The following is a 25,925-nucleotide window of genomic DNA, read 5'->3' as shown; positions in this document are numbered from 1 at the left end:
CTTCCGCGTTCAGTTGTTCGTGTGCCCGGAACGAAACGGCGACTTCGCACGCGTTCGGCCGTGACGGCGAACAAACGACAATACTTTTCCAGTGGGATGCGAAACTCCCACTATGGCTGACGATCTCAAGAAAGGGCTGGAGGGAGTCCTTGTCGCAGAGTCCGGACTCAGTACGATCGACGGTGACGAAGGTCGGCTGATCTATCGAGGGTACCCGATCGAGGATCTCGCTCGCGGCGCGAGCTACGAGGAGGTCGTCTACCTGCTCTGGCACGGGGAGCTACCGACCGCGGACGAACTCGAGGCGTTTATCGCCTCGATCAACGAGGAGCGCGAGGTCTCCGAGGACGTCCTCGACACCATGGAACGGCTCGCCGCAGCCGACGAGCAGCCGATGGCCGCACTCCGGACTGCGGTCTCGATGTTCTCGGCGACCGAACCCGAGGACGAGGCCGAACCCGAGGACCTCGAGGCGACGCTGCGGAAGGGACGCCGGATCACCGCCAAGATCCCGACCGCGCTGGCGGCCTTCGAGCGCTACCGACTCGGCGAGGAGCCGGTCGACCCCCACCCTGACCTGGGGCTCGCGGCCAATTTCCTCTACATGATGACCGACGAGGAGCCCAGCGACGTCCACGCCGAGACGTTCGATCAGGCGCTCATCCTGCACGCGGATCACGGCCTGAACGCCTCGACCTTCACGTCGATGGTGATCGGCTCGACGATGGCCGACATCTACAGCGCCGTCACCGGCGGCGTCAGCGCCCTCTCGGGGCCGCTCCACGGCGGCGCGAACCAGGACGTCATGGAGGTCCTCTTCGAGATCGACGAGAGCGACCTCGACCACCGCGAGTGGGTCAAGCAGGCCAACGAGGAGGGGCGGCGCATCCCCGGCTTCGGCCACCGCGTCTACAACGTCAAGGACCCGCGGGCGAAGATCCTGCAGGAACGCAGCAAGGAACTCGCCGAGGAGGGCGACGACAAGTGGTACAACTACACCACGACGATCGAGCAGTACCTCACCGAGGAGCAGGGGCTCGGCGAGAAGGGGATCGCCCCGAACGTCGACTTCTACTCCGGCTCGGTCTACTATCAGCTCGGCATCCCGATCGACATGTACACGCCCATCTTCGCGATGAGCCGCGCCGGCGGCTGGATCGCCCACGTCCTCGAGTACCAGGAGGACAACCGACTCATCCGGCCGCTCTCGCGGTACACCGGCCCCGAGGATCAGGAGTTCGTCCCGCTCGAAGAGCGGTAACGCGCGGTTCGATCGCTTCGATTTTTACTGGCGTCACAGCCGACAGCGGCGCCGCGACGCGGGTCTCGCCTCGAGTGGACGGCGCGTGAGAAAAACGATCGACTCGAGAATCGCGCTGCGACGCTACTCGACTACTCGACCGTCAGTTCAGTTCTCGAACCACCAGCGAGACGCCGATCAGCGACGCCAGCAGGACCGCGAGGTTGAACGCGGCGCCCATCAGCGGCTGGTACTTGGGAGCGACCCAGAGGTCGATCGCGGCGGTCACGCTCCCGTAGAACTGGATCAGGGCGAAGACGGCCAGTATCGAGCAGATCCCGAGCGCGGCCCACGCGAGGTACCGTCGCACCGTCTCCGACTGCGGGTCGAGGCCGCCGCCGGAATCGGTCGTCGTGCCGGCCGTAGCCGACGGATCCGTACCGTCGGTCGCCGAATCGGGGTCGGCAGCCGCTGACTCGGATTCGTCGGTCGCCGGATCGGACACCGCGTCCGTCGTCTCCGGGTCGTCGATCGGTCGTTCGGTCTCCGCGTCGGTCTGCGCCGTGGTCGGTGTCTCAGTCATGTGTTCCTCCGTGCGAGTGCGATGGTTGCGAGCAGTGCGACGGCGGCCGCGGCGACGCCGAAGCCCGGAGTCCCGTCCTCGGACGAGTCCTCATCGGCTCCGTCGTCGGTGCGAGCGCCATCGTCCGCCGCGGACTCGCGGTCGGCGCCGTCAGCGCCGGAGAAGTCGCCCACCTCGAGGCCGCCCTCGTCGCTCGTCTCCTCGAGCGACAGCGCGCCCGGGCCGAGGTTGGCGACCGCGCGGTCGGTCGCGACGATCGTCCCGTCGCGCCAGAGGACCGCGTCGAGGTAGTAGTCGTACTCCTGAGGGACCTCGAGGTCGACGGACGGCGAGGCGGTCGTCCCGGGTTCGAGCGTCGACAGGTCGGCGGTCGCAGTGTCGGCGACGATGTTCGACTCGGATTGGCGGGCCTTCACCTCGAGTTCGAGCCCGGATTCCGGTTCGTCGCCGGTGTTCGTAAGGTAGGTCGAGACGTCGAGGGTCGCCCGGTCGTCGGTCGTCGACGCGACCGAGTACTCGATCGCGGGGACGTCCGCGAGGGGGCCGCTCCCGAACCGGTGGAACTCGACGTCGGTATCGGCGTAGGCGGGCGTCAGCGCGTCGACGCCGTCGATAGTCTGCCTGGCCGACTCGATTCGGCTCCCGTCCCGGTAGACGAACGTCTCGATCTCGTAGCTGCTCTCTCGAGGGACCGCGACCGTACTCGAGACGACGCGTTCGGACTCGTCCTCGAGGGTCTCGACCGGTCGCTCGGTGGTGTCCTCGACGAGACCGGTCTTCGTGTCCGTCACCCGGTGGACGACGGTCACGTTCTCGACGGGGGCGCCCCGGTGCTCGAGGTGGGTGTCGACGGCCAGCGAGGCGGTGCCGCCGGTGATCTCGTCCGCGCTGATCGTGATCTCGGTCAGCGACACCTCGCCACCGGATTCGACGGCGGCGTCCGTCTCCGGCTCGTCGGGACTGGACACCGCGCCGGTGAGCGCGAGGGTCGACAGCGCCCCGACCACGACCACCAGCGCGGCGATGGCCAGGACGTACTCTCGATTCATATCAATTCGATTTGATCAGTTGTATAAGTGCTTTGTGTGCTGAGACGTTACCGCGATCGTGTATGGGCTCCCGCGTCGAGAGTCGGAACGGCACTGGCAAGACGGAGGGGCTCGAACGATGACGCGTGCTGGTTTTCGTCTACGGGACGCTGACCGACCCGGACCAGGTCGCCGCGCTGCTCGAGAGCGGTCCCGGCGAGTACGCGTTCGCCGGCCCGGCGACGCTCGAGGGACTCCACCGCGTCGAGGGTGAGTACCCGACGCTCGCGCCCGGCGGCAGCGTCGAGGGTCGACTGCTCGCGGTCGACGACGCCGCGCTCGAGCGACTCGATCGGTACGAGGGGGTCGATCGCGGCCTGTACGTCCGGGTGGCCGTCCCGCGGGTCGACGGCGCGTCGGTTCAGACCTACGTCGGTGACCCGGCCCGACTCGGGGCGGAGGTCAGTCGGGGGTGGCCGGATGCGGGGTCGTTTCGCAACGCCGTCCGCGACTATATTGTGGGTCACTCTGTCACGGTACGAACTCTCGAATGACGGTCGGCAGACGACCGTCAGACACCCCACTATCGGCGTCACGTCTTGCGGTTTCACTTTCGCTTCCCACCCATGAGATTTATATGCAACGCGTTCCCTTCTCCACTCGCACGTCACACGCCGTGCATTCCCTGTATTCCCTGTCGTGTTGCCCACCGGGCAGCACGTTCCGGTCGGGGTCGCCGCGAGGGCTGGAACGACCGGCCCGCCCGGCCCCCGACACTCTTACAACAACCGCCGAGTAGTCGGGCGTATGCTCGAACTCGAAGCTATTCGCGAGGCGCGCGAGCGTGTCCGGGAGACTTCCCGACACACGCCGCTCGAGCACTCGCACACCTACTCGTCGATGACCGGCGCGGACGTCCGCCTGAAACTGGAGAACTTCCAGCGCACGGGCGCGTTCAAGATCCGCGGCGCGACGAACCGGATCGCGACGCTCTCCGAGGAGCAGAAGGACGCGGGCGTCGTCACCGCTAGTGCGGGCAACCACGCGCAGGGCGTCGCGCTCGCGGCTACCCGGTCGGGCGTCGACTCGAAGATCGTCATGCCCGAGCACGCGCCGATCTCGAAGGTCAAGGCCACGAAGAACTACGGCGCCGAGGTCGTCCTCTCGGGCCGGGACTACGACGCGGCCGCCGAGCGCGCCCACGAGATCGAACGCGAGGAGGGCCGGACCTACGTCCACGCCTTCGACGACGAGTACGTCATGGCCGGCCAGGGAACGATCGGCCTCGAGATCCTCGAGGACTGCCCCGAGGTCGAGACCGTCGTCGTCCCGATCGGTGGCGGGGGCCTCATCAGCGGCATCGCGACCGCGATCAAGGAGCAGAAACCCGACGTCCGCGTCATCGGCGTCCAGGCCGCGGGCGCCTCGAGCGCCGCCGCCTCGCTCGAGAAGGGCGAACGCGTCTCGATCGACGAGGTCGACACCATCGCGGACGGCATCGCCACCCGCAGCATCGGCGAAGAGACCTTTCCGTATATCAAAGAGTACGTCGACGAGATCGTCACCGTCTCCGACCCCGAGATCGCCGTCGCGCTGGTTTACCTGCTCGAGCGCTCGAAGACCCTCGTGGAGGGCGCCGGCGCCGTCCCCCTCGCGGCCGTGCTCTTCGAGACGTTCGACTACGACGACGGCGAGGTCATCGTCCCCGCGCTCTGCGGGGGCAACATCGACCTCAACACCCTCACCAACGTCATCGTCCGCGGCCTCGTCGAGACCGGGCGCTACCTGAAGATCAGGACCGTGTTGAAGGATCGTCCGGGTGCGCTCGAAGACCTCCTCGACATCTTCACCGCCCACCGCGCGAACATCTACGCCATCCACCACGATCGGACCTCCCGCGAGGTCGAGATGAGCGACACCGAGGTCGAGATCGAACTCGAGATGCGCGGCCCCGACCACGTCGACGCCTTCCTCGCGGACCTCCGGGATGCGGGGTACGCGGTCGAGGTGCTGGCCTGACCCGCGGCGGGCGACCGCCGCTCGCGGTCCATCGACCGACCCGGCCCGCATCCCGTTCGAGTCGACTCACATCGGGTTGATCGAGTGCTTCTTCGGCGGCCACGACTCCTCGTGCTCGGGGCCGCTGCGCTCGAGCGCCCGTCGAATCCGATCGCGCGTCTCCCGCGGGTCGATCACGCCGTCGATTCCGACCGCCTCGGCGGCCCGGACGGGGCCCGTGCGATCGATGAACTCGTCGATCAGTTCCTGCCGCTTGGCCTCGGGGTCCTCGGCGTTCTCGTAGACGCGGCTGTAGGCGACGTCGACGGCGCCCTCGATCCCCATGGCGGCGATCTCGGCGGTCGGCCACGCGACGGCGAGATCGTTCTCGAGCGAACGGCCGCCGCCCATGGCGACGTAGCCGTAGCCGTACCCCCGGCGGAGGACGACGCTGCAGGTGGGCACCGTCGCCCGGTTGAGTTCGTACGGAAGCTTCGCCGAGTGGCGGGCGACGCCGTCGCGCTCGGAGTCGGGGCCCGGCAGGATGCCGGGGACGTCGGCCAGCAGGACGATCGGCAGGCCGAACGCGTCGCAGACGCTCGCGAAGTGCGAGGCCTTGTCCGAGGCCGCAGTATCGATCGTTCCGGCCTTGACTCGCGGATTGTTCGCGACGACGCTGACGGGTCGACCGTCGATCCGCGCGAGGCCGGTGACGATGTTCTGTGCGTAGGTCGGCCGTATCTCGAAGAACGACTCGCGATCGACGACGCCGTCGACGATCGTATAGATATCGTACCCTTTCTTCGGGTCAGCCGGCATCTCCTCGAGCAGTCGCTCTCGCATCTCGTCGGTCGGCGGCGTCGGGTCGTCCTCGACGGGCGGGTCTGCCTGCGCGTTCCGCGGGAGGTAAGAGAGGTACCGCCGGATCGCGTCGAGGCAGGCCTCGTCGTCCGCGCAGGCGAGCGAGGCCACTCCCGTCTCGGCGGTCTGGAAGTCGGCGCCGCCGAGTTCCTGCTTCGAGAGGTCGGTCCCGAGCGCCGCGTTCACGAGCGAGGGGCCGGCGACCCCCATCGTTCCCGTTCCCCGAACGATCGGGACGAAGTCCGACATCGCCGCCCAGTTGGTCGACGCGGCGAAGCCGGGGCCCATCATCGCCGAGACGGTCGGCACCCAGCCCGAGAGTTTCGTCTGCAGCGTCGTCAGGCCGCCGTCGCCCTGCGCGGTCGGGCGAGCATCGAGTCCCTCCTGAATGCGGTGGCCGCCGCCGTCGTGGAGCAGGATGACGGGGTAGCCCTGCTCTAAGCCCAGTCGCATCACCCGCCGGAGCTTCGAGCCACCGGTGTGGCCGATCGAGCCGCCCTTGACGGTGAAGTCTGTGGCCGCGACGGCGATCGGGCGACCGTCGATCTCGCCGATCCCCGAGATAATGCCGTCTGCGGGAGCGTCCTCGCGCCCCCAGTCGGCCGTCTCGGGCGTGGTCGGCGCCGGCGCCGCGAGCGTCCCGATCTCGTCGAAGCTGTCGGAGTCACAGAGGTAGTCGACTCGTTCGCGGGCGGTCAGCTTCCCGTGCTCGTGTTGGCTCGCGATGTCGTCCTCGCGGCCCGCGTCCGAGACGGCCGCCTTCTCGGACTCGACGTACTCGATCAGGTCCTCGACGGCGGCGTCGTGCCTATCGGTCATCGGGACCCCTCTCGAGGCTCGTGATGGAACCGGAGCGTCTCGCCTTGCCGTGTCATGTCACGCCAGTACAGAGGATCGGAAAATAAAACCCGTCATCGAGTCCGGGTCGCGGCGGACCCGCTCGTCACTCGCTCGCGACGACCTCGCCGAGTCGCTCCCGATCGAGTTTCCCGAGGTCCGTAACGGGCAGTTCCTCAAGCACGACGACCGCCCGCGGCCGCTTGTAGGCTGCGAGCTGGTCTTCGGCCCACTCGAGCACGTCGTCCGGCGTCAGCGACTCGTCTGCGAGGGTGACGGCGGCGACGACCTCCTCGCCCTTCCGGTCGTGGTCGCGGCCGCCGACGGCGGCGTTCGCGATGCCGGGATGGGACTTCAGCACCGTTTCGACTTCCGCGGGAGCGATGGAGAAGCCGCTGGACTTGATCATGTACTTGCGCCGGCCGAGGAAGTAGAGGCAGCCGTCCTCGGTCATTCGCCCGATGTCGCCCGTGAGCACGTAGCCGTCGTACATCGCTTCTTCCGTCTCCTCGGGTTTGTTCAGGTAGCCCTCGAACAGCGAGGGGGTTTTCACGCTGATCTCGCCCGTCTCGCCGCGGGGTACCTCCTCGTGGCTCTCCCAGTCTCTGATCACGATGTCGGTCTCGTAGACCGGTTTCCCGACGAACCCCTCCTCGACGATCCCGAGTTCGTCGGTGAACGTGTCTCGAGTGTGGGTCTCGGTCAGCCCGTAGGACGCCTCGGACATCTCCGCGCCGGTCGCCGCCTCCCAGCGCTCGCAGAGTTCCTCGGTCAGCGCCTGCCCGAAACTCGTCACCGGCATCGACTCGAGCGAGTCGACCTCGCGGTCGCCCTCCTCGAGCAGCGGGAGGACCTCCCGGACCATCGGGGTGGTGATCCAGCCGTTGGTGGGGTCGTGGGCCTCGAGCGCCTCGAGGTAGGCCTCGGCCTCGTAGCGCGTCAGGAGGATCGTCGTGCTCCCCTGGATCATCGGCGAGTCGACGGCGTTGAGCTTGCCGGCGACGTGGAAGACCGGCATCACCGCGAGGTGGCGCGTCTCCGCGTCCTGCTCGATCAGCGTCGACGAGGTCGACGCGGCGAACAGCACGTTCGCGTAGCTGTGTTTGCAGCCCTTCGGCAGCCCCGTGGTTCCCGAGGTGTACTGCAGCAGGCAGATATCGTCCATCGCGACCTCGACGTCCGGCGGATCCGCGGCCGTCTCGGCGAGAATCGTGTCGAGGTAGCGCTCCGTCTCCGTCTCGGCCCGGCGCTCCGTCTCGAGGGCGGCCTCCATGTCGGGATGGATCGCGGGCACCGGTTCGTCGGGCAGATAGGTGTCGAATCGGGCGTAGACGACCTCCTCGAGGGGCGTCTCCTCGCGGACGCTCTCGAGCAGGCCGGCGTGGGTGTCGTGCGCGACGGCGATTCGCGCGTCGCCGTCCTCGAGCTGGTACGACAGACGGTGTTCCTTCGCCATCGGACTGCACGGACTCACCCGCATTCTCAGCCGCTGGGCGCCGTAGTAAGCGATCACGTACTGCGGGCAGTTCTGGAGAGCGAGCAGGAGGGTGTCTCCGTGGCCGTATCCCCGCTCGTCGAGCCAGGTCGCGAACGACTCGATCGCGCGCTCGAGGTCGCCGTAGGTGAGTTCGGCCCCGTAGTAGTCGATCGCGACCCGATCCGGCGCCTCGCGGGCGTAGTGGGCGACGTACTCGTGGAGCGGCCGTTGCCCCAGCGGGAACGCGGGCTCCGGCGGAACTCCCTCCGGGAACTCGTCGTGCTCGGTGGTAACCATGGCCACGATAACCGGCGGCGAACACATAGTAATTGTGCCGCGTCCGCTCGGACGAATTCGATGCGTCTCGAGGAGGGTCGGCTCTCGGCGGCGAGTATCGGCTCTCGGAGGAGAGGGTCGGCTCTCGAGCGCTAGAGTTCGCCGCGGAGTCGGATCTCGTCGCCGACCCAGTCGAGCATGTCCTCCGTGACGACGTAGTCCTCCTCGTCCTCGCCCTCGACGCCGATCGAGGCGAGCACGCTCTCCGCGATCGACGGGTTCGGATCGACGTGGGCGCGCCCGCCGTCGACTTTCGCGACGATGCCGAGTTCCTTCCCTTCCGCGTCGACCACCGTCTTGCCGACCTCGTCGTCGGTCAGTGTCGCTGTCATATCGCCCGATAGCACGACGAGCCGGTTAACTGTCGGCCCGTCCCGTGCCTGCCGGGGACGGGGCTTCGGTCGCCGCCCGACCGCGGGCGAGTCCCGGACACGATGGCTGCAAGCGCGGCCCCGGACTATTTGACCACGGACGACGAGAGTACGACCGACGGTCCGTTCTTGCACCAATGACCCACACCATCGAGATCAGCGACGACATGAAGGATCGACTCGACAACCACTGCGAGGAGGGCGAATCCTACGAGGAGTTCCTCGAGGAACTGCTCACGATCTACGAGACGGAGGGCGCGTTTCTGCAGGAAGGCTACTCCGAGTGACCGCGGCCGCATGGCACTCGAGTCCCCCTCCGTCCTCGCCAATTTTGAAACGGACGACGGAACGGCCAGTGAGCACGCCCTCTCGAGACGCGCGGACCGTCGAGCGCGTCGGGGCAGAAACCGGGACGCGGTTCGCCGACGTGCTGCGGCCGGTCGACCGCCGGGGCCCGGGCCGTTCCGGCCGGGCTCGCTCGAGTGAGAATCGTCGATACCTGTCGTCAGTCGTCGTGAGTCACCGTATCGTCGTGGCTCTGCTCCTCCTGGAGGTGTTCGATGGCGTGGAGTTCGACGACCGGGAAGACCTTGGTGACCGTGAGGAAGAACAGCGTCACCATCCCGATCGTTCCGGTGATCGACGAGAGTTCGATGAGGCTCGGGAAGTACTCGCCGGGGGTCGCCGCGTAGATGTCGAATGTGGGGTGGAGCAGCCCCTCGGCGACGAAGAGGATCTTCTCCATCAGCGTCCCGGAGAGCACCGCGAGTCCGGCGACGACGGCCCGCTTCTTGGTGAACAGCGTCGGACGGATCGTCTGCGCGAAGATGAACGCGAGCGTGGAGAAGACCAGCCCCATCGAGAGGATGTAGACGGGGTGGTGAATTCGGGCCTCGGCCGCGTGGGTCACGTCGACGGGCGCCACGAACAGTCCGGTGGTGAGCTGTTGCAGCTGCAGCCAGAGGAAGAGCAGGCAGAAGAAGCCGAGCCACAGTAACAGGCCCCGAAAGACGTCGTCGGTGATGATGTGATCCCAGTCGTAGGCCCAGCGGAAGGCGTAGGAGAGGAGGATCACGCCGCTGATCGCCGAAGTGAGCGCGATGGTGAGGAACTGCGGCCCCTGGACCGCGCCGAACCACGTCGGCATCGAGGGGATCAGGGCGAACAGCCACGGAATGACGCCGCCGTGGAGCAGGAGCGGCGCCATGATGATGATGGCCAGCGCGAGCCACCAGACCATCCGCTGGACGATGGCGTCCTCCCGTTCGCTGTACCCGATCGTCATGAACCGGTAGAGCGGATCGAACGTATCCGGCAGGTCGTCCCGGAGTCGGCTCACGTCGTAGCGAAGCGTCAGGGCGAGATAGGTCGCGGTCAGCACGAAGTAGGCCGTGATGACGGTCACGTCCCACACCAGCGGCGATCCGTGGATCGTGATGTGATAGTGGGTGATGATGCTGGTGACCATGCGGTCGGGCCGTCCGAGGTGGACGATGATGTAGAAGCCGGCCGCCGAGAGGCCGGCGATCGTCAGCAGTTCCGCGAGGCGAGCGACCGGCATGTACCGATCCATTCCGAGCAACCGGACGGCGGCCGAGAGGATGATCCCGCCGTGGGCGATGCCGACCCACCAGATGAACGCGCCGATGTAGACGCCCCAGGTGACCCCGCCGCCGCTCCCCCAGTCCGACAGCCCGGTCACGACCATCCCCTCGTACAGCTGGTACCCCCACCCGATGAGGAAGATAAGGAACGCCAACCCCGCGACGGCGCTCAGCACGAAGTACTTCGACGACGTGTTCTGTATCGGCCGCAGGATGTCGGCCTTTCGTGGTCTCTTTGTGCTCATCGTGCTAGAGTTTCACAACCGTATTCTCCCCACCCCCGTTATAGCATCCGTTGGCTGTGCAAGCACGACCGTCGCGGAAACGAGCGCCGCCTCTCGAGGCGAACGAACCGCGGATCGCCGTCCCTCGACGCGAACGAACCGCGTCGGGTTCGCCGTCGCTCGCCTCGAGTCCCGATCCGGTGCTCATCGACTCGCTCCGTCTCCCCGACCGCTCGGGGTCCAATCCCGGCTTGTCCGCCAACGAGTCCCCGACGTCGGGCGGGAAACGCCGGACTGATCGTCCGTACTCCCCGGATAACGAACGGGGCCGAGCGGGTACGGACGCTATCGCGTTTCGAACACTCCACCAGCGGCGACCGTCACGCCGTCGCCGCTCGAGATGACGGGGACGCTCGCCTGCACGCTCGCGGGGGGCCGCTCGGACGAATCGGGTTTCGACGGATCGATCGCACATCGAGTCGGCGGCGCCCGCGCGAGCGACGGGTGCGACGGAATCACTCAAGTGGTCCCCGTTCCAACAGATTCACATGACGCTGCTCGTCGCCCTCGACGACTCGGATCCGGGCTGGGCCGCCCTCGAGTTCGCGCTCGCGGAGCGGCCCGAGTCGGGGATCGTCGTCGCCCACGTCGTGGATCCCAACCGAAGCGGGTACGGCGAGGTCGCTCACCTCGGCGCGGACGGGGTTCAGGAACGCCACCGGGAGCAGGCGGCCGACCTGTTCGAGACGGCCCGCGAGCGCGCGGCCGAGCACGACTGCGAGGTCGAGACGGCGTTGCTGGTCGGGGAACCGGCGAATGCCGTCGTCGACCACGCCGCCGACCGCGTGATCGACCGGATCGTCGTCGGCAGTCACGGCCGGACGGGCGTCTCGCGGGTCCTGCTCGGGAGCGTCGCGGAGCGGATCGCCCGCCGCTCGCCGGTTCCCGTAACGATCGTCCGCTGAGGCCACTCGCCGACGGACGAGGCCGCCTCGAGTCGAATCGCCCGCCCGATCGAATCGATGCGTCAACGCCGACAGTATCTCTTCACTGTCGTTCGCTCGAGAACGGAAACTCAACCGCGACTGAATAAACTAATGAGGCTCCGAAATAGTCACGCCAGTATGAACAACCGCTACGATGTGGTCATCGCCGGCGCCGGCCCGGCCGGCGGCCAGTGTACACGCGATCTCGCCGCGCGGGGCTACGACGTCGTGGTCCTCGAGACCGAGTCGGAAGACGAGTTCCCGCGCCAGAGTAACAAGTCCACCGCGGGGACGTTCCCGTCGATGATGGCCTCGTTCGGGATTCCGGACGACGTCGTCATGCAGTACACCGACAAGGTCGTCCTCGAGTCGCCACACGACCACTACGTCCGCGAGCAGGCCGGGGCGGTCCTCGAGTTCGCCGATTTCAAGCGGTTCCTCGTCGCCGACAGCCGCGAGGAGGGCGCGGAGTACCGCTTCGACGCGCGCGTCACCGCCCCGATCATGGAGAACGGACAGATCGCCGGCGTCAGGTACAACGGCGACGAGGAGGTCTACGGCGACATTGTCATCGACGCGACGGGACCGTCCGCGCCGCTGGCGAAGAAACTCGACGTCGTCGATCTCAAACGCGAGAACCACGCGATCGGGATCGAGTACGAGTTCGAGGGGATCGACATCGACCGCCCCGGGTTCGCCGACCTCCGCGACGCGATGATGCTCCGACTCGACCACGATATCGCCCCCGGCGGCTACTCGTGGATCTTCCACACGGGCGAGGACACCGCCAAGGTCGGTCTCTGTTACATCCAGAACGGCAGCCACAAGCAGTACGCGCGCGACGATTTCGGGATCGACGACTACCTCGAGCACTGGCTCGAGACGGACCCGCGATTCGCCGACGCGACGGCCCTCGAGGGGAAACAACACCGGGGCTCGGCGCACATCCAGTTGCCCGAGCGGATGCACACCGACCGGTTCATGGCCATCGGCGACACCGTCCCGACGGTCGACCCGCTCTGGGGCGAAGGGATCAACAAGTGCATGCAGTCCGGTCGCATGGCCGCCGCCGCGGTCGATAGCTGTCTCAAACACGACATCGAGCCGACCGCGGAGAACCTCGAGGTGTACGACACCCTCTGGCACCGCGACGTCGCGCCCAACCAGCGCAAGCGACTGCTGATGACCCAGCTGCTCTACCTCGCGCCGAACGATCGCTACGACCAGTTCATGCGCGACCTTCAGCGCCTCGACGACGACACGCTGGCGAAGGCCAACCGCGGCGACGTCCGCTCCATTCTGCGACTGTTCGAACTCGACGACCTGCCGATGCTCGCCGAGTTCGCGAAACAACGCCTCGGTTTCGACGACCTGCTGTAGCGTTCGTCCGCGCCGTCGTCGTTCATTCGAGCCGAACTGTTAATGTTACTCGCTTCCGAGAGGTGCCGTATGTCGACTCCCCCGCCAGATCACACCGTCGACGGCCCGCGCCTCTCGAGGCGGACTGCGCTCGCCGGCGGCGCCGCCCTCGTTTCCGCGATGGCCGGCTGTACCGGCCACGGCAACGGCCACAGCGACGACGGCCGCGTACTCGCGGCCGACGCGCCGGCCGACGCGACCGTGCTCGCACACCTCGAGACGGAATCGATCGCGGCCGCGGACGACCCGGACCGGGTGCTCGAGGGTCTCGCGGCCGTCGAACCGATCGCTGCGGCCGCCGCGACGCTCGCAGCCCGAACCGGACTGGACCCGCTCGACGCGATCGAGACGCTCTCGTTCGCAGTTCCCGGGAGCGACGGGGCCGCCACCGCCGTCGTCGCCGAGGGCGATTGGACGACCGACGCGGCCGTCGCCTCGCTCGAGGAGGCGACCGGCCTCGAATACGAGGCGGAGTCGTTCGAGGACGAGTCGGTCCTGTATCGCCCGACCGACGCGCCGGCCGCGGACGCGGCGGATTCGACCGAATCGACCACACCGGACCCGAACGAGTCGGATGAACGGACCAGCGAGCCGGCCGGCTCGACGACCGCCCCCGTCGTTCTCGGCTCCCTCACCGACGGTCGGTTCGTCGCCGGCGACGGGGCGGCGGTCGAGGCCGCGCTCGCCGTCCGGCACGGGGGCGCCGGCCCCGTCGACGGCCGACTTCGCGACGCCCACGACGACGCCCGCGGCGCGCAGTTGACCGTCGCGTCGCTGCCGTCCGGATCGTTCCTCCCGGAGTCGGTGCAGTCGCACCCGCTGGTGAACGGCGACCCCTTCGAGGCGATCGAAGCGGTCGGACGGAGCTACGCCGCGACCGACCAGGGGACCGCGCTCGACGCCGCGCTGCACGTCAGCGACGAGGACGCCGCCGCGGAACTGGAGTCGGTCCTCGAGGGGCTGCTCCCGCTGCTCACCGATCCGGAAATCGTCACGAACCTCGAGGGCGTCGATCTCGAGGCGAGCGATCTCGACGGACTCGAGCCCGGCGACATCGACCTCGGGCGGGACGGCGCGGTCGTCAGGTTGCAGTACGAGGGCAGCGTCGACGTGTTCGCCCTCCTCGACGAGGTGTGAGGGGACGTGGATCTGCTCGCACTGCTGCGAAAGGAGACGATCACCGTCCGACGGAACCTGGGCCTGATCGTCGTCCTGCTACTCTTGTTGCCCGGCGGGCTGGTCGTCGGCACCGCGGTCTTCGAGCAGACGATTCCGCGCGACGTGCCGGTCGGCATCGTCCCCGAGGCGAACGCGACCGACACCGACGTCGCCGTCGCCGAGGCCGGACTGGCCGGGTTCGCGACGCCGATCGAGTACGAGTCGTCGGCCGAGGCCCGCGAGGCCCTCCAGCGCGAGGAGATCTATCTGATCGTACGGGTACCGACCGACGTGATGAACCCGGAGACCGACGCGAACCTGACCGTCGTCTCCGATCACGCCTTCGTCCCCTTCGAGGAACCGGTCGAGCAGAGCATCGGCGTCGCCGAATCCCAACTCGACGCGAGCGTCGCGGCGGACGTGAGCGTCGCCCACGACCGCGTCGGCGAGCCGCGAACCCTCTCCGAGTTCCTCGTGCCGACCGGCGTCTTCGCGTTCGTGACGCTCTACGGGCTGGTCTACCTGCCCTATCAGGTGCGCTCCGAACGGCTCGTGCTCGATCGGCTGCAGACGGAGTCGAGCCTCGAGACGGTCGTCGCGAGCAAACTCTGTTTCTACGGGGCCGTCCTCGCCGTTCCGGCGGTAGTCATCGCCGCGACGGCGGCGTGGCTCGGCTACGACGTGGCCGTCCTCGCTCCCGCGACGCTGCTCGTACTGGGGCTCACCTTCTGCTATCTGGCGGCGATCGGGCTGGCCGTCTGCTTCGCGCTCGGTCTCCGGCAGACGGCGCTGTTCGTCAATCTCGGGCTGTCGCTGGCCGTCCTCGGCCTCTCGAGTATCGTCTACCCGGTCGGCTTCTTCTCGACGACCCAGCAGACGATCGCCCGGGCGCTGCCGACCCACTACTCGGCGATCACGCTCCGGAGCACGATGTTGCGCGACGCTCCGGCCGCGCTGTACGCCGACTACCTGCTGTGGCTCGCCGCGACGGCGCTGGCGTCGCTCGTCGCCCTGCAACTGGCGCTGGTCGTCTACCGACGGAGGCGATAACGATGACTGATACCGATCCGACAACGAAGACTGGTACCGATCCGACTCACGGCGAAACGCGCGCCGCGACCGATTCCGAAACCCACGACGCCACTGCCGAACTCGCGCTCGTCGACGTGACGAAACGCTACGGTGAGACGACCGCCCTCGAGGACATCTCCCTCGCGTTCCGTCCGGGGGAGTTCCACGGACTGATCGGCCCGAACGGGTCGGGGAAGACGACGCTGTTCGCGCTGCTGGCCGGACTCGTCCGGCCCTCGAGCGGCCGGATCGAGCGCTCGACGGCGACCGTCGGCTACAGCTTTCAGGAACCGCGCTTCTACCCGTCGCTGACCGTCCGCGAGAACCTCGAAGTCTTCCGGGGGTTCGTCGACGACCCGCCGCCGGCGTCGTGGCTCGAGACGTTGCTCGAGGAACTGCGCCTCGCGCCCGCCGCGGACCGGCGCGCGGACCAACTCTCGGGCGGGTTCCGCAAGAAACTCGACCTGGGGATCGCGCTGATCAAGCGCCCCCAGTACCTCCTGCTCGACGAACCGCTGGCCGACGTCGATGACTACTCGCGGCGGCGAATCGGGCGCTTCCTCGACGACTACCGGGAGAACGATCGGACGGTCGTCGTCTCGACGCACAACGTCGCGGCCTTCGCCGACTCGCTGGACCGCCTCTCCGTCGTCGTCGACGGCCGCCTCCGGTTCGACGGGGCGCCCGGCGACGACGTCGTCGGCCAGTACCGGTCGTTGCTGGAGTGACGGCGCCTCGAGCGGAGACGCCGCCAGGCGGTGCCCGTATCGTATTCGAGCGACGGCACGGGCTCCGGTGGCGATTTACGTGCACGGGCTAATATCGGGACGACGATGGCGCTCCTCGAGAACCTCGTGCTGGTGTTCGTCGCCGGCCTCGTGACGGCGCTGGCGACGGGCCTCGGCGCCGTCCCCTTCTTCTTCTTCGAGACGATCAGCGACCGACGGAACGTCGTCCTCTGGGGACTGGCCTCGGGGATCATGATCTCCGCGTCGACGTTCGGCCTCGTCGAGGAGGGGCTGGCCGAGGGGACGCCGTTCGAAATCGCCGTGGGGATGGCCGCCGGCGTCGCGCTCGTGGTCGTCGCCCACGACGTGCTGATGGACGCCGAGATCGATCCCCGCGCGTACGAGGAGGCCGACTTCAAGAAACTCGTGCTCATTCTCGGCGTGTTGACCGTCCACAGCTTTCCCGAGGGCGTGGCGATCGGGGTCTCCTTCGCCGACCTCGGCCTCGAGGGCGGCATCGCCGTCCTCGGCTTCACGGTGCCGGTGCTCGCGATCTTCATGACGATCGCCATCTCGATTCACAACGTCCCCGAGGGGACCGCCATCTCGATCCCCCTGACCTCGATGGGCGTCGCCAACTGGAAACTCGTCTGGTGGGCGGTCTTCTCGAGTCTCCCCCAGCCGATCGGGGCCGTCCTCGCGTTCGGCTTCGTCCGCTACGCCCGCGAGTTCCTCCCCTACGGTTTCGGCTTCGCGGCCGGCGCGATGATCTACCTCGTCCTCACGGAGTTCATCCCGGAGGCGCTCGACGTCGGCCGCGACCTCCCGCGGGGCGGGAAACCGGAACTGGTCGCCGGCCTCGTCGTCGGCGTCGCCGTGATGGTTCCGCTGGCGTTCGTCTGAGTCGCGCCTCCCACCGAGCAGGACGCAACCTCGGACGGGAATCTATCCGACGGACGATCCTCCACAGTGGCGCGCGCTGAGCCGTGGTGAACGGCTAGTGAACCACGGCACGAAGCCGTGCGAGGGATGAGCGAGTGACCGAAGGGAACGAGCGAATCGGTTGGGGAGGGTGTGGAAATCAGTGTTGCCAGCGCGAGTAGTGTACGTTCCGTTCGACTAGTGGTAGATGTCGGTTACGAGTAGCTCTCTGCCAGAGGGGGACGTGGGTTCGATTCGGACGGAGAGAGGGAGTATGTTGCTTCCACTGGAGACAGGGATCGCCACGCCCTCCCCAGCCGACTCACTCGGTCGCTGCGCTCCCCGTTCGCTCTTCCGAGGCCCTCGCTCCGTTCAGGCCTCGCGTCCCTCATCGCGGCCCAGCGCGCGCCACCGTATGCCAGCCGCCAAGTCGGATGCTGGCGCAACTCGAGCGACCGCTTCGCCCGTTTTATGCCCACGGGCCTCGAGTCGACCACTATGAAACGGATCATCGAAACCGACGACGCGCCGGCCGCGGTCGGCGCGTACAGTCAGGCGACCAGCAACGGCTCGCTGCTGTTCACTGCGGGACAGATCCCCCTGACGGCCGACGGCGACCCGCTCGACGACGAGTCCATCGCGGCCCAGACCGAACAGGCCCTCTACAACCTCGACGCGGTCCTCGACGAGGCCGGCGCGACCTCCGCGGACGTGCTCAAGGTGACCGTCTACCTCGAGGACATCGACGACTTCGACGAGATGAACGAGACCTACGCCGACTACTTCGACCACGAACCGCCGGCCCGCAGCGCCGTCGAGGTCGCCGCGCTGCCGAAGGGCGTCGGCGTCGAAATCGAGGCCGTCGCCTCCCTCGAGTGATGGCGCCGCCGATGCCGTCGGCGGTCGACGCCCACCCGCGCGTCGTCTCGGCCCTGCTGTGGGGCGCCGTCGGCTGTCTGGCCTTCCTGGCGCTCGTCCAGGGCTACGCCCTGCTCCGGGACCCGCTGCTGTCGATCGGGCGAGCGGTCGTCGTCGCCCTGCTCGTGGGATCGGTTACGGCGGGGTCGGCCTACGCCCTCGAGCACCGCGTCGCCGTCTGGGCGGCGCGCCGCGCGGGGCCTGAAACCGAGTCACACGGCGGCGACGGTAAAAGTAAGAGTTAAACGACGGTCCCCGTTAGGTTGACCCGAGCCAGGATGGCCGAACGGTAAGGCGCACGCCTGGAAAGCGTGTTCCCTTTGGGATTCAGGGTTCAAATCCCTGTCCTGGCGTTTTCATGATTTTGCTTGCTACGAGCGACGCGTAGCGGCGCGAGTAATCCAAAATCATGAAACGGTATCACAGGATTTGAATCAGAGAGGTCGCGCACAGCGAGCGGAGCGAGCGAGCACGTCCGACCGTGGTTCAAATCCCTGTCCTGGCGTTTTCTTCGAAAAACAACACTTTTAGACGAATGTATTGGATATACGTTGGGTGTACGTGGGGACACTGCGCGCTCGAGAGCAACCAGTTTCCGCCGCGAAAAATGATGAGCGGTACCGCGAAATCGTGGAGGCGAGACGGGTTACCGCGTCACTTCGGCTGGCGAGTCGGTCGTCAGCCAGCAGCCGGGGTCCTCCGGATCGCGAAGTTCGAGTTTGCCACTTTGACACACCACCATTTCGTATCGATCCGTCATCGCGACCCCGTCGTGACCTGCAGGGGGATCGGATATCGTAACGTGGCACTTACCGACCGATTCGGCGGCAGTATGGACTCCATACCGCCCCGATCGGGGACCGTCCGACGGCGAACGATCGTCGATTTGTCGGGCCGCCTCGAGCGCCCTATCGGCGGTAGTCGTCAGTCGAGCGCCTCCCGCGCTCGAGGCCCGCGAGGGAACGACGAACCGGACAACGGCGCGAACGACGAACCGGACAACGATTTATCCCAAGCGCCCGTCCGTCCGGTATGTGCGGTCGCTACACGCTGCTGGTCGAGCAGGCGGCGCTCGAGGAGCGGTTCGACGCCCGATTTCCTGACCAGAACGGCTTCGAACCGCGGTACAACGCGGCACCGGGACAGCGCCTGCCGGTGATCACCAACGAGGAACCGGACGCGATCCGACGCCTCGAGTGGGGGCTGGTGCCGTCGTGGGCCGACGACGAGAGCGGCGGGCTCATCAACGCGCGGGCGGAGACGGTCGCCGAGAAGCCGACGTTCCGGGCGGCCTACGAGCGACGCCGATGTCTCGTCCCGGCCGACGGCTTCTACGAGTGGGTCGAGACCGAGAACGGTACACAGCCCTACCGGGTCACCTTCGCGGACGATCGGGTGTTCGCGATGGCGGGGCTGTGGGAGCGCTGGGAGCCCGACGACGCGACGACCCAGGCCGGTCTCGACGCCTTCGGCGGCGGTGTCGAGGACGAGGGCGACGACGGCCCGCTCGAGACCTTCTCTATCGTTACGACCGAGCCGAACGACCTCGTCGCGGACCTCCACCACCGCATGGCGGTCGTCCTCGAGCCCGGCACCGAGGGGGAGTGGCTGACGGCCGACGATCCGAGCGACCTCCTCGAGCCCCACCCCGCCGACGAGATGCGCGCGTATCCGGTCTCCCGGGCGGTCAACGATCCGTCGGTCGACGAGCCGGCGCTGGTCGAGCCGCTGGAGCAGTCCTGACTCGCTTTGGCTTCCGTTCGTCGACGATCGCCGATCGGTGCCCGTCACGTTCCAACGGGTATTTGTTTTAGGTTCACCTAATTCGCTCACATGGAGCTGACCAGACGGGACGCGGTCGCCGCGCTGGGGGCGCTCGGCGTCGGCGGGACGCTGTCGGGCTGTGTGGCCCCGCCCGGGGCCGAACCGCTCGACGTCGATCGGATCCGCGAGGTGTTGGTCGCAGCCGCCGAAGTCGTCTACCCGAGCGAGGTCACCGGCACGGCGACGTTCGTCGAGTCGTTTCTCGAGGGCCGACTCGAGGACCCGACGCACGCGGCTGGGCTGGACGAGGCCGTCGCGGATCTGGACGAGCACGCGGCGGTGTGGTTCGACGAGTCGTTCGCGGCGCTGTCGATCGAGGACCGGGATCGCGCCCTGCGGGGTATCGGCGCGGCCGACGCCGACGAAAATCCCGACGGGACGACCGCCGAACGGGTCCGCTACTACGTGGTGAACGACCTGCTGCTGGCGCTGTACGCCTCGCCGGCGGGCGGCGAACTGGTCGGCATCGAGAACCCGCAGGGCCACGCGGGCGGCCTCGACAGCTACCAGCGGGGGCCGGGAGCGTGAGCTGGGATCGGCCGCCCGCGCAGTCGGCGGGGTCGAGGACCGATGGGGACGCCGAACGCAGCGCTGATGCGGACGTCGATCGAACGCCCGTCGCGGACGCCGACGTCTGCGTGATCGGCGCCGGGCCCGCGGGCGGAATCGTGGCGGATCGACTCGCCGACGCCGGTCTCGAAGTCGTCGTCCTCGAGGCCGGCCCCCGATTCGATCCGTCGGACCGCCACGCGCGACAGGAACGGGCGATCAGACCGGCCTACGACCGGCCGGCCGTCTGGGACGGCCACCCCGAGCGGGACGCCTACGAGAGTTCGGGCGCGCGCCACTACCCGCTGAACTACACCCGTGCCAAGGGCGTCGGCGGCTCGACGCTGCACTGGCAGGGGATGGTGATGCGGCTCCACGAGGACGACTTCAACTCCGCCAGCGCTCGCGGCGTCGGGCCCGACTGGCCGATCGACTACGAGGACCTGCGGCCCTACTACGCCGAGGCCGAGCGGGAACTCGGCATCGCCGGGGCCGACGACAACCCCTTCGCGCCGCCCCGAGAGGAACCCCATCCGATGCCGGCGTTTCCGCCCTCCTACAGCGACTCGCTGTTCGCCGAGGCCTGCGAGGAACTCGAGATCGCGATGCACTCCGTGCCCAACGCCCGCAACTCGGAACGCTACGACGGCCGGAGCGCCTGCGTCGGCTACGGCACCTGCGAACCGGTCTGTCCGTCCGGCGCGAAGTACGACGCGACGGTCCACGTCGAGCGCGCCGAGACAAAGGGCGCGACGGTGATCGACCGCGTCCCCGTCCAGCGCTTAGCACACGGCCCCGACGCGATCGACGCCGCCGTCTACGCCGCGCCCGACGGCGAGGAGCACCGCCAGCACGCGGACGCGTTCGTGGTCGCCTGCGGCGGCGTCGAGACGCCCCGCTTGCTGTTGCTCTCCGAATCGAGCCACTATCCCGACGGCCTCGCTAACTCGAGCGGGACGGTCGGCAAGTTCTTCATGGAGCACCTGTTCGCGGGGACGGGCGGGATCCTCGACGAGCGGACCCGACTGAACCACGTCGGCTTCCTCACCAGCGAGTCCCACCAGTTCTACGACGACGCCGACGCTGAGTACGCGCCGTTCAAACTCGAGTTCCTGAACTACGGCGGCCCGGCAGCGCTCGAGATGGCGCCGCCGGCGATGGCCCTCGAGGGCGAGGACTGGGGCGACGACCTGCTCGAGCGCCTCCGAACGGAGTACGGCAACCAGATCGGCGTGGGCGCGCTGGTTGAGCAACTCCCCCGCGAAGACAGCTACATCGGACTCGATCCCGACCGCACGGACGACCGCGGCAACCCCGTTCCGGACGTCCACTGGACGATCGACGATCGGGCGCTGCGAACCCTCGATCGGGCGAACGAGATCCAGGAGCGAGTGCTGGGGGAACTCGGCGCAGAGATCACCTGGCAGGTCGGTCCGGAGAACGCCGGCCCGGCCTTCCACCACATGGGGACGACCCGGATGAGCGACGATCCGGCCGAGAGCGTCGTCGGCCCAGATCTGCGGACCCACGACCTCGAGAACTGCTGGATCGCCTCGAGCAGCGTCTTCCCGACCGGCGGCGCGACGAACCCGACGCTGACGATCGCGGCGCTGGCGCTGAAGGCGGCGGATCACGTGCTCGAAGTGCTGTAACCCCACCGCCACATTTTAGGCGAACCTAAAAATATAAGTGCGGCCCGCAGGGAGTGCTGATAATGAGTAGCGCCGAGGCTCCCGACGGAAACGAACGCGGGACGGACGGAACGGACGACGGTATCGACACCGTGAGCGGCGACGAGGCTGGCGAGTACACCTTCGAAGACGTCAGCGTCGTCATGGGAACCTACAACGAGGCGGAAGCGATCGGCAAAGTGCTCTCGGACGTCGAGGAAATCACCGACGGGAAGGCCGAGGTCGTCTGCGTCGACGGCTCCTCGGACCGCACGCCCGAAATCGCCCGCGAGCACGGCGCGACGGTGATCGAACAGGAGCCACAGGGGTACGGCGTCGCGGTCCGCGCGGCCGTTCTCGAGCCCGACCGCCCCATCGTGGTCACGACCGACTGCGACGACACCTACCCGATGGAGCAACTCCCCGAGTTCCTCGAGTTGATCAACGAGGGGTACGACGTCGTCAGCGGCGACCGGCTCTACCACGGCGCCGACGCGATGCCGGCGTTCAACCGCTTCGGGAACCACGCCTTCGCGGCCATCGCCAGCGTGCTGATGGGCACCCGCGTTCACGACACGACGACCGGCATGCGGGCCTACCGACGCGACGTTGTCGAATCGATCGAGTGGACCGAGAACACCGGCCTCTCCGCGGAACTCCTGATTCGACCGCTGATGCGAGGGTACGATATCCGCGAGCACCCCATCGAGTACCGCGAGCGCGCCGGCGAAACGAAACTCGACCCGCTCCGGGGTGGCGCCGAGATCGCGAAGTCGATCGTCAAGGTCTGTCTCGAGGAGCGGTTGCGGGAACTGCCACACGAACCGACGCGATAGGAACGGCGCTTCCGATCGATCCGCAGCCGGCGACGCTCAGTAGTGGACGCTCCTGGTCAGGACGAACACCAGCAGCGCCATCAGCAGCGATCCGAGCAGGGTTTCGATCCCGGCGATCGCGCGGGCCCACCCCTCGACCGGCTGGATGTCGCCGTAGCCGAGCGTCGCGAAGGTGATGACGCTGAAGTAGAGGCTCTTGAGGAACGCCCGGACGAGGACGGGGCCGGGCGTCTCTGTCGGATCGTCGATATCGTACGTGACCGCGGTCTCGGTTCCGACCTCCTGAATGCCTCCGGTCAGCGGGTACAGCGCCGCGCAGACGAAGATCAACAGGAGCGACGTCGCCACGACGCGCCACGGACTCGTCCCGTAGTGCATGATCCAGCGCGAGCCGGCGAGTTTGATCGCCTGCAGGTAGTTCCCGACCCGCCAGGCGTGTCGCCGTCGGAAGTTCATCTCGCGCAGGTAGTAGTCGTTGACCCGTTCCGGAAACGCGTTCTCGTCGTAGAGGCGCTGTAGCTCGCGGTAGACCCACTGCGCGGAGTCGGCGGACGCCGTAGTCCTCTCGTCCGACGGCTCGCCGGCAAACTCCTCCTCGTAGACCGACCGCTCGCCGAACGACGTCTCGAGGTTGATCCGAACGTCGGTCAGCCCCGCGCGGTAGAGTCGCGCGCCTCGAAAGTCCGCGCCGCGGAGGTCGGCGAAGACGAACGCCGCGTCGTGGAGGTTCGCGTCCCGGAACGACGCGGCGTGGGCGTCGACGTCCCGGAACGTGGCTCGGCGGAGATCCGCACCCGAGAGGTCGGTATCGTCGAGGACCGCGTCCGCGAAGTCGGCCCCGACGAGCGACCGCCCGGCGAGAAACGACGTTCCGCTCAGCGTGGCTCCCCGGAAGTTCGCCCCGTCGAGTCGTTCGCCCGGTTCCGGCGGGTTTCGCTCGTAGGCCGTCGTCGGAACGGCGGCCTCGGCGTGCCAGTGACAGCGCTCGGCGTCCTCCCACGTGGGCCGTCAACAACAGACCGCGCCGGCGTCCTCCCACGTGGGCCGTCAACAACAGACCGCGCCGGCGTCCTCGACTCCGCTGGTGCTCGTGACGTGACCGCACCGCTGCTCGGTCATAGGCGCTCTGACACGAGCCGGATCCTAACGCTGGTGCCTGATATTCCTCGGTGCAGGTTCGCCCGAGCGCTGCCGGTCGGTGGCTCCCGACCGAACCCACCAACCTGCCCGAACTGCTCGAACCACGCCGAACGAGGGCCGGTCGATCGGGTCCCTACTCGCTCCCGTCCAGCGCCGCGAGTTCCGTGCGGACGAAGATGCCGTCCGGCGACCGATCGGGAATGTACGCCGCGTCGCCCCCGCAGTCGCGGACCGCGCTACACCGTTCGATTCTGGGCGTCAGCGCGCGGACGGCCTCGCCCTCCGCGCGGATCGGGAGCTCGAGGCGGTAGCTGAAGCTGCCCCCCGGTCCGCGGTCGACGAACACCGTCAGGGTGACGTCCTCCCGGTCGTCGACGGAGAGCGGTTCGTCGGCGTCCCAGTTCGCCCCGCGCAGGCGCACGGCGCCGTCGGTGACGGTGAGTCGAACCCGCGTCCGCTCGGAGACGTTCTCGGCGACGTAGGTGGCGCTGGTCCCGTTCGCCGTGACGGTGGCGGAGAGGCTCTCCGCCGCGGGCGGGACGCCGAGGGTCGCGTTCAACTCGACCGCGGACCCCGCGACGTGGTCGACCCGCTGGAGCCGGGCCGCTCGGGGCGAGTCGGCGGTGGGATCCCACTGGCCGCGGTAGGCGAAGCGGTACAGCGACCGGTCGGGATACGCGTCCGCGACGGCGAACGGCCGCTCGTCGAGGGCGTACACCCGCTGCCCGTCGAAGCCCGGCTCGTTGCGAAGCGGCTGGAACGGGTGGGCGAGCCAGTCGCCGTACGTCGTCGGGAGGAACACGACCGAGGGGTCGGACGTCCCCTCCTCGAGCGGGGCGTAGACGCGCTCGTAGGTGTCCGTCGCCGCGGCGTTTCGATCGATCTTCTCGTCGAAATTCGCCGCCGTCACGCCACCCAGCGCGAGCGCGCTCGCGAGCACCACCGCGACGAACGCCACGCGGGCGGTTTGGGGCCGCAAATTCCGGTCGGCCGCCCGCCGGACGGCGGCGACCGCTGCCAGCGCGCCGACGGCGGCGAACGCCGCGAACGGCAACAGGAGATCGAAGTGGTAGTACGGACCGTGGACGGCGATCAGCCCGTCACCGGCGCGCTCGAGGTCGCCGAGGACGTTGAAGTTCCCCCAGAAGTAGACGTTGCCGACGGCGATAGAGACCGCCTGTCCGGCGAGGATGGCCTCGCGGGGCGAGAGCCCGCGCCGGACGGCGACGCCGAACCCGCCCACGGCCACCGCCGCGCCGAGGATCCCGCCCGCGATCCACTCGGCGACGAACGTTCGCATCACCAGCGCGTTCGCCCGCAGGGCCAGCCCGACGGTGTACTCGATCTCGTGATGGAGCATCCGCCGGTGGCCGAATCCGAGACCGTCCCGCGGGGCGAACGCCTCGTAGGGAAACAGCAGCGGCGACCCGGTCACGACGGTGTTGTAGGTTAGCGCCAAACCGACGCCGGCCAGCCCGAACGCCGCCGTCGCGCTCTGTCGGGGGAGCGCCGCTCGCGGGTCCCGATAGAGGGTCCAGCAGGCGTGGGCGAGGAACGGCGCGGCGAACAGGACGGCGGTGTAGGGCCGCGCGAAGAAGGCCAGCCCGATCGCCGCGCCGGCCGCGCCGGCCCAGCGTCGGTCGTCCGTCCGGTCGGCCCGGAGGTAGCAGTAGGCGAAGGCCAGGTTCAACATCGCCGTCGGCGCGTACGGCAGGAAGAGGGACGCGTCGATCAGGAACAGCGGCGAACACAGCACGGCCACGGCGGCCGCGACGCCGGTTCGGCGGTCGAACACCTCGCGGACCACGAGGGCGACGAGCGCGAGGATGGCGGCGGCGATTCCGGGGAGGGCGAGCCGGTAGCTCCCCACCAGTTCGCCGAGCGCGAAGATCACCGCGGGGACGGGCGCGTACTTCGGGTAGAGTCGTCCGCCGTCCTCGACGAAGAACCAGGGGCGGAGGGACTCCTCGACGGGCGGCCGGACGAAGAGCTGGCCCTCGAGAAGCATCGCCGCCTGCTGGAGGTAGACGCCCTCGTCGTGGTTGATCGAGTGGTAGGGAAACGTTCGCGTCGAGAGTAGCCAGACGATGACGGCGCCGACGAGGGCGACGACGACGACCGCCGACCGCCACGTTCGGCGTTTCAT

At 68.1% G+C, this 25,925-nt stretch carries 24 protein-coding genes, 1 tRNA gene and 1 pseudogene; 17 read left to right on the top strand and 9 right to left on the bottom strand.

What is annotated here, in order from left to right; genetic code table 11:
- Nucleotides 1-112 precede the first annotated feature (112 nt).
- Nucleotides 113-1,261 (top strand): citrate synthase, encoded by a 1,149-nt coding sequence (gene citZ, locus J0X25_RS21755; RefSeq protein ID WP_207289537.1) that lies wholly within the window; start codon nt 113-115, stop codon nt 1,259-1,261.
- 142 nt (nt 1,262-1,403) lie between these two features.
- On the opposite strand, the gene J0X25_RS21750 is transcribed toward citZ, so the two are convergent.
- Both J0X25_RS21750 and J0X25_RS21745 read right to left on the bottom strand, forming a co-directional pair.
- Nucleotides 1,404-1,823: a DUF8060 family membrane protein gene (locus J0X25_RS21750; protein ID WP_207289536.1), complete on the bottom strand. Its 420-nt coding sequence runs from the start codon at nt 1,821-1,823 to the stop codon at nt 1,404-1,406.
- Nucleotides 1,820-2,872 carry a DUF7490 domain-containing protein gene (locus J0X25_RS21745; RefSeq protein WP_207289535.1) on the bottom strand — a complete coding sequence of 351 codons (1,053 nt, stop codon included), beginning with the start codon at nt 2,870-2,872 and terminating at the stop codon, nt 1,820-1,822. The genes J0X25_RS21750 and J0X25_RS21745 overlap by 4 nt, the downstream gene beginning before the upstream one ends.
- A 125-nt stretch (nt 2,873-2,997) precedes the next feature.
- Here J0X25_RS21745 and J0X25_RS21740 point away from each other — a divergent pair, with 125 nt between their 5' ends.
- Together J0X25_RS21740 and ilvA are read left to right on the top strand one after the other, a co-directional pair.
- Complete coding sequence (locus J0X25_RS21740) at nt 2,998-3,405, top strand: gamma-glutamylcyclotransferase family protein (protein WP_207289534.1); 408 nt, start codon at nt 2,998-3,000, stop codon at nt 3,403-3,405.
- 253 nt (nt 3,406-3,658) lie between these two features.
- Nucleotides 3,659-4,870 (top strand): threonine ammonia-lyase, encoded by a 1,212-nt coding sequence (gene ilvA / locus J0X25_RS21735; RefSeq protein WP_207289533.1) that lies wholly within the window; start codon nt 3,659-3,661, stop codon nt 4,868-4,870.
- A 66-nt stretch (nt 4,871-4,936) separates the two neighbouring features.
- Here the strand turns inward: ilvA and J0X25_RS21730 are convergent, their stop codons facing one another.
- The 3 genes from J0X25_RS21730 to J0X25_RS21720 all read right to left on the bottom strand — a co-directional run bounded on the left by J0X25_RS21730 (nt 4,937) and on the right by J0X25_RS21720 (nt 8,692).
- Entirely contained in the window at nt 4,937-6,529 is a 1,593-nt protein-coding gene (locus J0X25_RS21730; RefSeq protein WP_207289532.1) for an acyl-CoA carboxylase subunit beta, read from the bottom strand.
- 124 nt (nt 6,530-6,653) lie between these two features.
- Complete coding sequence (locus tag J0X25_RS21725) at nt 6,654-8,321, bottom strand: AMP-binding protein (RefSeq protein WP_207289531.1); 1,668 nt, start codon at nt 8,319-8,321, stop codon at nt 6,654-6,656.
- Between the two features lie 131 nt (nt 8,322-8,452).
- The gene (locus J0X25_RS21720; RefSeq protein WP_207289530.1) at nt 8,453-8,692 is read right to left on the bottom strand and encodes a hypothetical protein; all 240 of its coding nucleotides are present in this window, start codon (nt 8,690-8,692) and stop codon (nt 8,453-8,455) included.
- A gap of 176 nt (nt 8,693-8,868) precedes the next feature.
- Here J0X25_RS21720 and J0X25_RS21715 point away from each other — a divergent pair, with 176 nt between their 5' ends.
- Entirely contained in the window at nt 8,869-9,018 is a 150-nt protein-coding gene (locus tag J0X25_RS21715) for a DUF7557 family protein (RefSeq protein WP_207289529.1), read from the top strand.
- 218 nt (nt 9,019-9,236) lie between these two features.
- Here J0X25_RS21715 and nrfD read toward each other — a convergent pair whose 3' ends face one another.
- Nucleotides 9,237-10,580, bottom strand: coding sequence for an NrfD/PsrC family molybdoenzyme membrane anchor subunit (nrfD, locus tag J0X25_RS21710; protein WP_207289528.1), 1,344 nt, complete (start codon nt 10,578-10,580; stop codon nt 9,237-9,239).
- 527 nt (nt 10,581-11,107) lie between these two features.
- On the opposite strand from nrfD, the gene J0X25_RS21705 reads away from it, so the two are divergent.
- The 13 genes from J0X25_RS21705 (at nt 11,108) to J0X25_RS21645 (ending at nt 22,639) form a co-directional block, all read left to right on the top strand.
- The gene (locus J0X25_RS21705; protein WP_207289527.1) at nt 11,108-11,524 is read left to right on the top strand and encodes a universal stress protein; all 417 of its coding nucleotides are present in this window, start codon (nt 11,108-11,110) and stop codon (nt 11,522-11,524) included.
- A gap of 159 nt (nt 11,525-11,683) precedes the next feature.
- Nucleotides 11,684-12,925 carry a digeranylgeranylglycerophospholipid reductase gene (locus J0X25_RS21700; RefSeq protein ID WP_207289526.1) on the top strand — a complete coding sequence of 414 codons (1,242 nt, stop codon included), beginning with the start codon at nt 11,684-11,686 and terminating at the stop codon, nt 12,923-12,925.
- Between the two features lie 69 nt (nt 12,926-12,994).
- On the top strand, nt 12,995-14,101 hold the full coding sequence (locus J0X25_RS21695) for a hypothetical protein (protein WP_207289525.1): 1,107 nt from the start codon (nt 12,995-12,997) through the stop codon (nt 14,099-14,101).
- 6 nt (nt 14,102-14,107) lie between these two features.
- Complete coding sequence (locus tag J0X25_RS21690) at nt 14,108-15,172, top strand: ABC transporter permease (protein WP_207289524.1); 1,065 nt, start codon at nt 14,108-14,110, stop codon at nt 15,170-15,172.
- Nucleotides 15,173-15,174: 2 nt separating this feature from the next.
- Nucleotides 15,175-15,921 carry an ABC transporter ATP-binding protein gene (locus J0X25_RS21685; protein ID WP_207289523.1) on the top strand — a complete coding sequence of 249 codons (747 nt, stop codon included), beginning with the start codon at nt 15,175-15,177 and terminating at the stop codon, nt 15,919-15,921.
- A gap of 105 nt (nt 15,922-16,026) precedes the next feature.
- Nucleotides 16,027-16,824, top strand: a complete 798-nt coding sequence (locus tag J0X25_RS21680) for a ZIP family metal transporter (protein ID WP_207289522.1) — start codon at nt 16,027-16,029, stop codon at nt 16,822-16,824.
- Between the two features lie 516 nt (nt 16,825-17,340).
- Nucleotides 17,341-17,721: a Rid family detoxifying hydrolase gene (locus tag J0X25_RS21675; protein WP_207289521.1), complete on the top strand. Its 381-nt coding sequence runs from the start codon at nt 17,341-17,343 to the stop codon at nt 17,719-17,721.
- Nucleotides 17,721-18,005 (top strand): DUF7981 family protein, encoded by a 285-nt coding sequence (locus J0X25_RS21670; RefSeq protein ID WP_207289520.1) that lies wholly within the window; start codon nt 17,721-17,723, stop codon nt 18,003-18,005. The genes J0X25_RS21675 and J0X25_RS21670 overlap by 1 nt, the downstream gene beginning before the upstream one ends.
- Nucleotides 18,006-18,032: 27 nt before the next feature.
- Nucleotides 18,033-18,113, top strand: a tRNA-Ser gene (locus J0X25_RS21665).
- Nucleotides 18,114-18,792: 679 nt separating this feature from the next.
- Nucleotides 18,793-19,503, top strand: coding sequence for an SOS response-associated peptidase (locus tag J0X25_RS21660; RefSeq protein ID WP_207289519.1), 711 nt, complete (start codon nt 18,793-18,795; stop codon nt 19,501-19,503).
- 90 nt (nt 19,504-19,593) lie between these two features.
- Nucleotides 19,594-20,112 (top strand): gluconate 2-dehydrogenase subunit 3 family protein, encoded by a 519-nt coding sequence (locus J0X25_RS21655; protein ID WP_207289518.1) that lies wholly within the window; start codon nt 19,594-19,596, stop codon nt 20,110-20,112.
- The gene (locus J0X25_RS21650; protein WP_207289517.1) at nt 20,109-21,785 is read left to right on the top strand and encodes a GMC family oxidoreductase; all 1,677 of its coding nucleotides are present in this window, start codon (nt 20,109-20,111) and stop codon (nt 21,783-21,785) included. The genes J0X25_RS21655 and J0X25_RS21650 overlap by 4 nt, the downstream gene beginning before the upstream one ends.
- A gap of 182 nt (nt 21,786-21,967) precedes the next feature.
- Nucleotides 21,968-22,639, top strand: coding sequence for a dolichyl-phosphate hexose transferase (locus tag J0X25_RS21645; RefSeq protein WP_225896755.1), 672 nt, complete (start codon nt 21,968-21,970; stop codon nt 22,637-22,639).
- Between the two features lie 36 nt (nt 22,640-22,675).
- Here J0X25_RS21645 and J0X25_RS21640 read toward each other — a convergent pair whose 3' ends face one another.
- The 3 genes and pseudogenes from J0X25_RS21640 to J0X25_RS21630 all read right to left on the bottom strand — a co-directional run bounded on the left by J0X25_RS21640 (nt 22,676) and on the right by J0X25_RS21630 (nt 25,925).
- Nucleotides 22,676-23,095 carry a potassium channel family protein gene (locus tag J0X25_RS21640; RefSeq protein WP_225896714.1) on the bottom strand — a complete coding sequence of 140 codons (420 nt, stop codon included), beginning with the start codon at nt 23,093-23,095 and terminating at the stop codon, nt 22,676-22,678.
- A 195-nt stretch (nt 23,096-23,290) separates the two neighbouring features.
- Nucleotides 23,291-23,518 (bottom strand): annotated as a pseudogene (locus tag J0X25_RS21635) (pentapeptide repeat-containing protein); the annotation flags it as partial.
- Between the two features lie 394 nt (nt 23,519-23,912).
- A complete protein-coding gene (locus tag J0X25_RS21630) occupies nt 23,913-25,925 on the bottom strand; it encodes a DUF7846 domain-containing protein (RefSeq protein WP_207289516.1) in 2,013 nt (670 codons plus the stop codon).

The organism is Haloterrigena alkaliphila (assembly GCF_017352155.2).
In the GTDB taxonomy this organism is placed as follows: domain Archaea; phylum Halobacteriota; class Halobacteria; order Halobacteriales; family Natrialbaceae; genus Haloterrigena; species Haloterrigena alkaliphila.
Note: the sequence above shows the minus strand (reverse complement) of the source record. Positions and strands in the feature narration are given on the sequence as shown.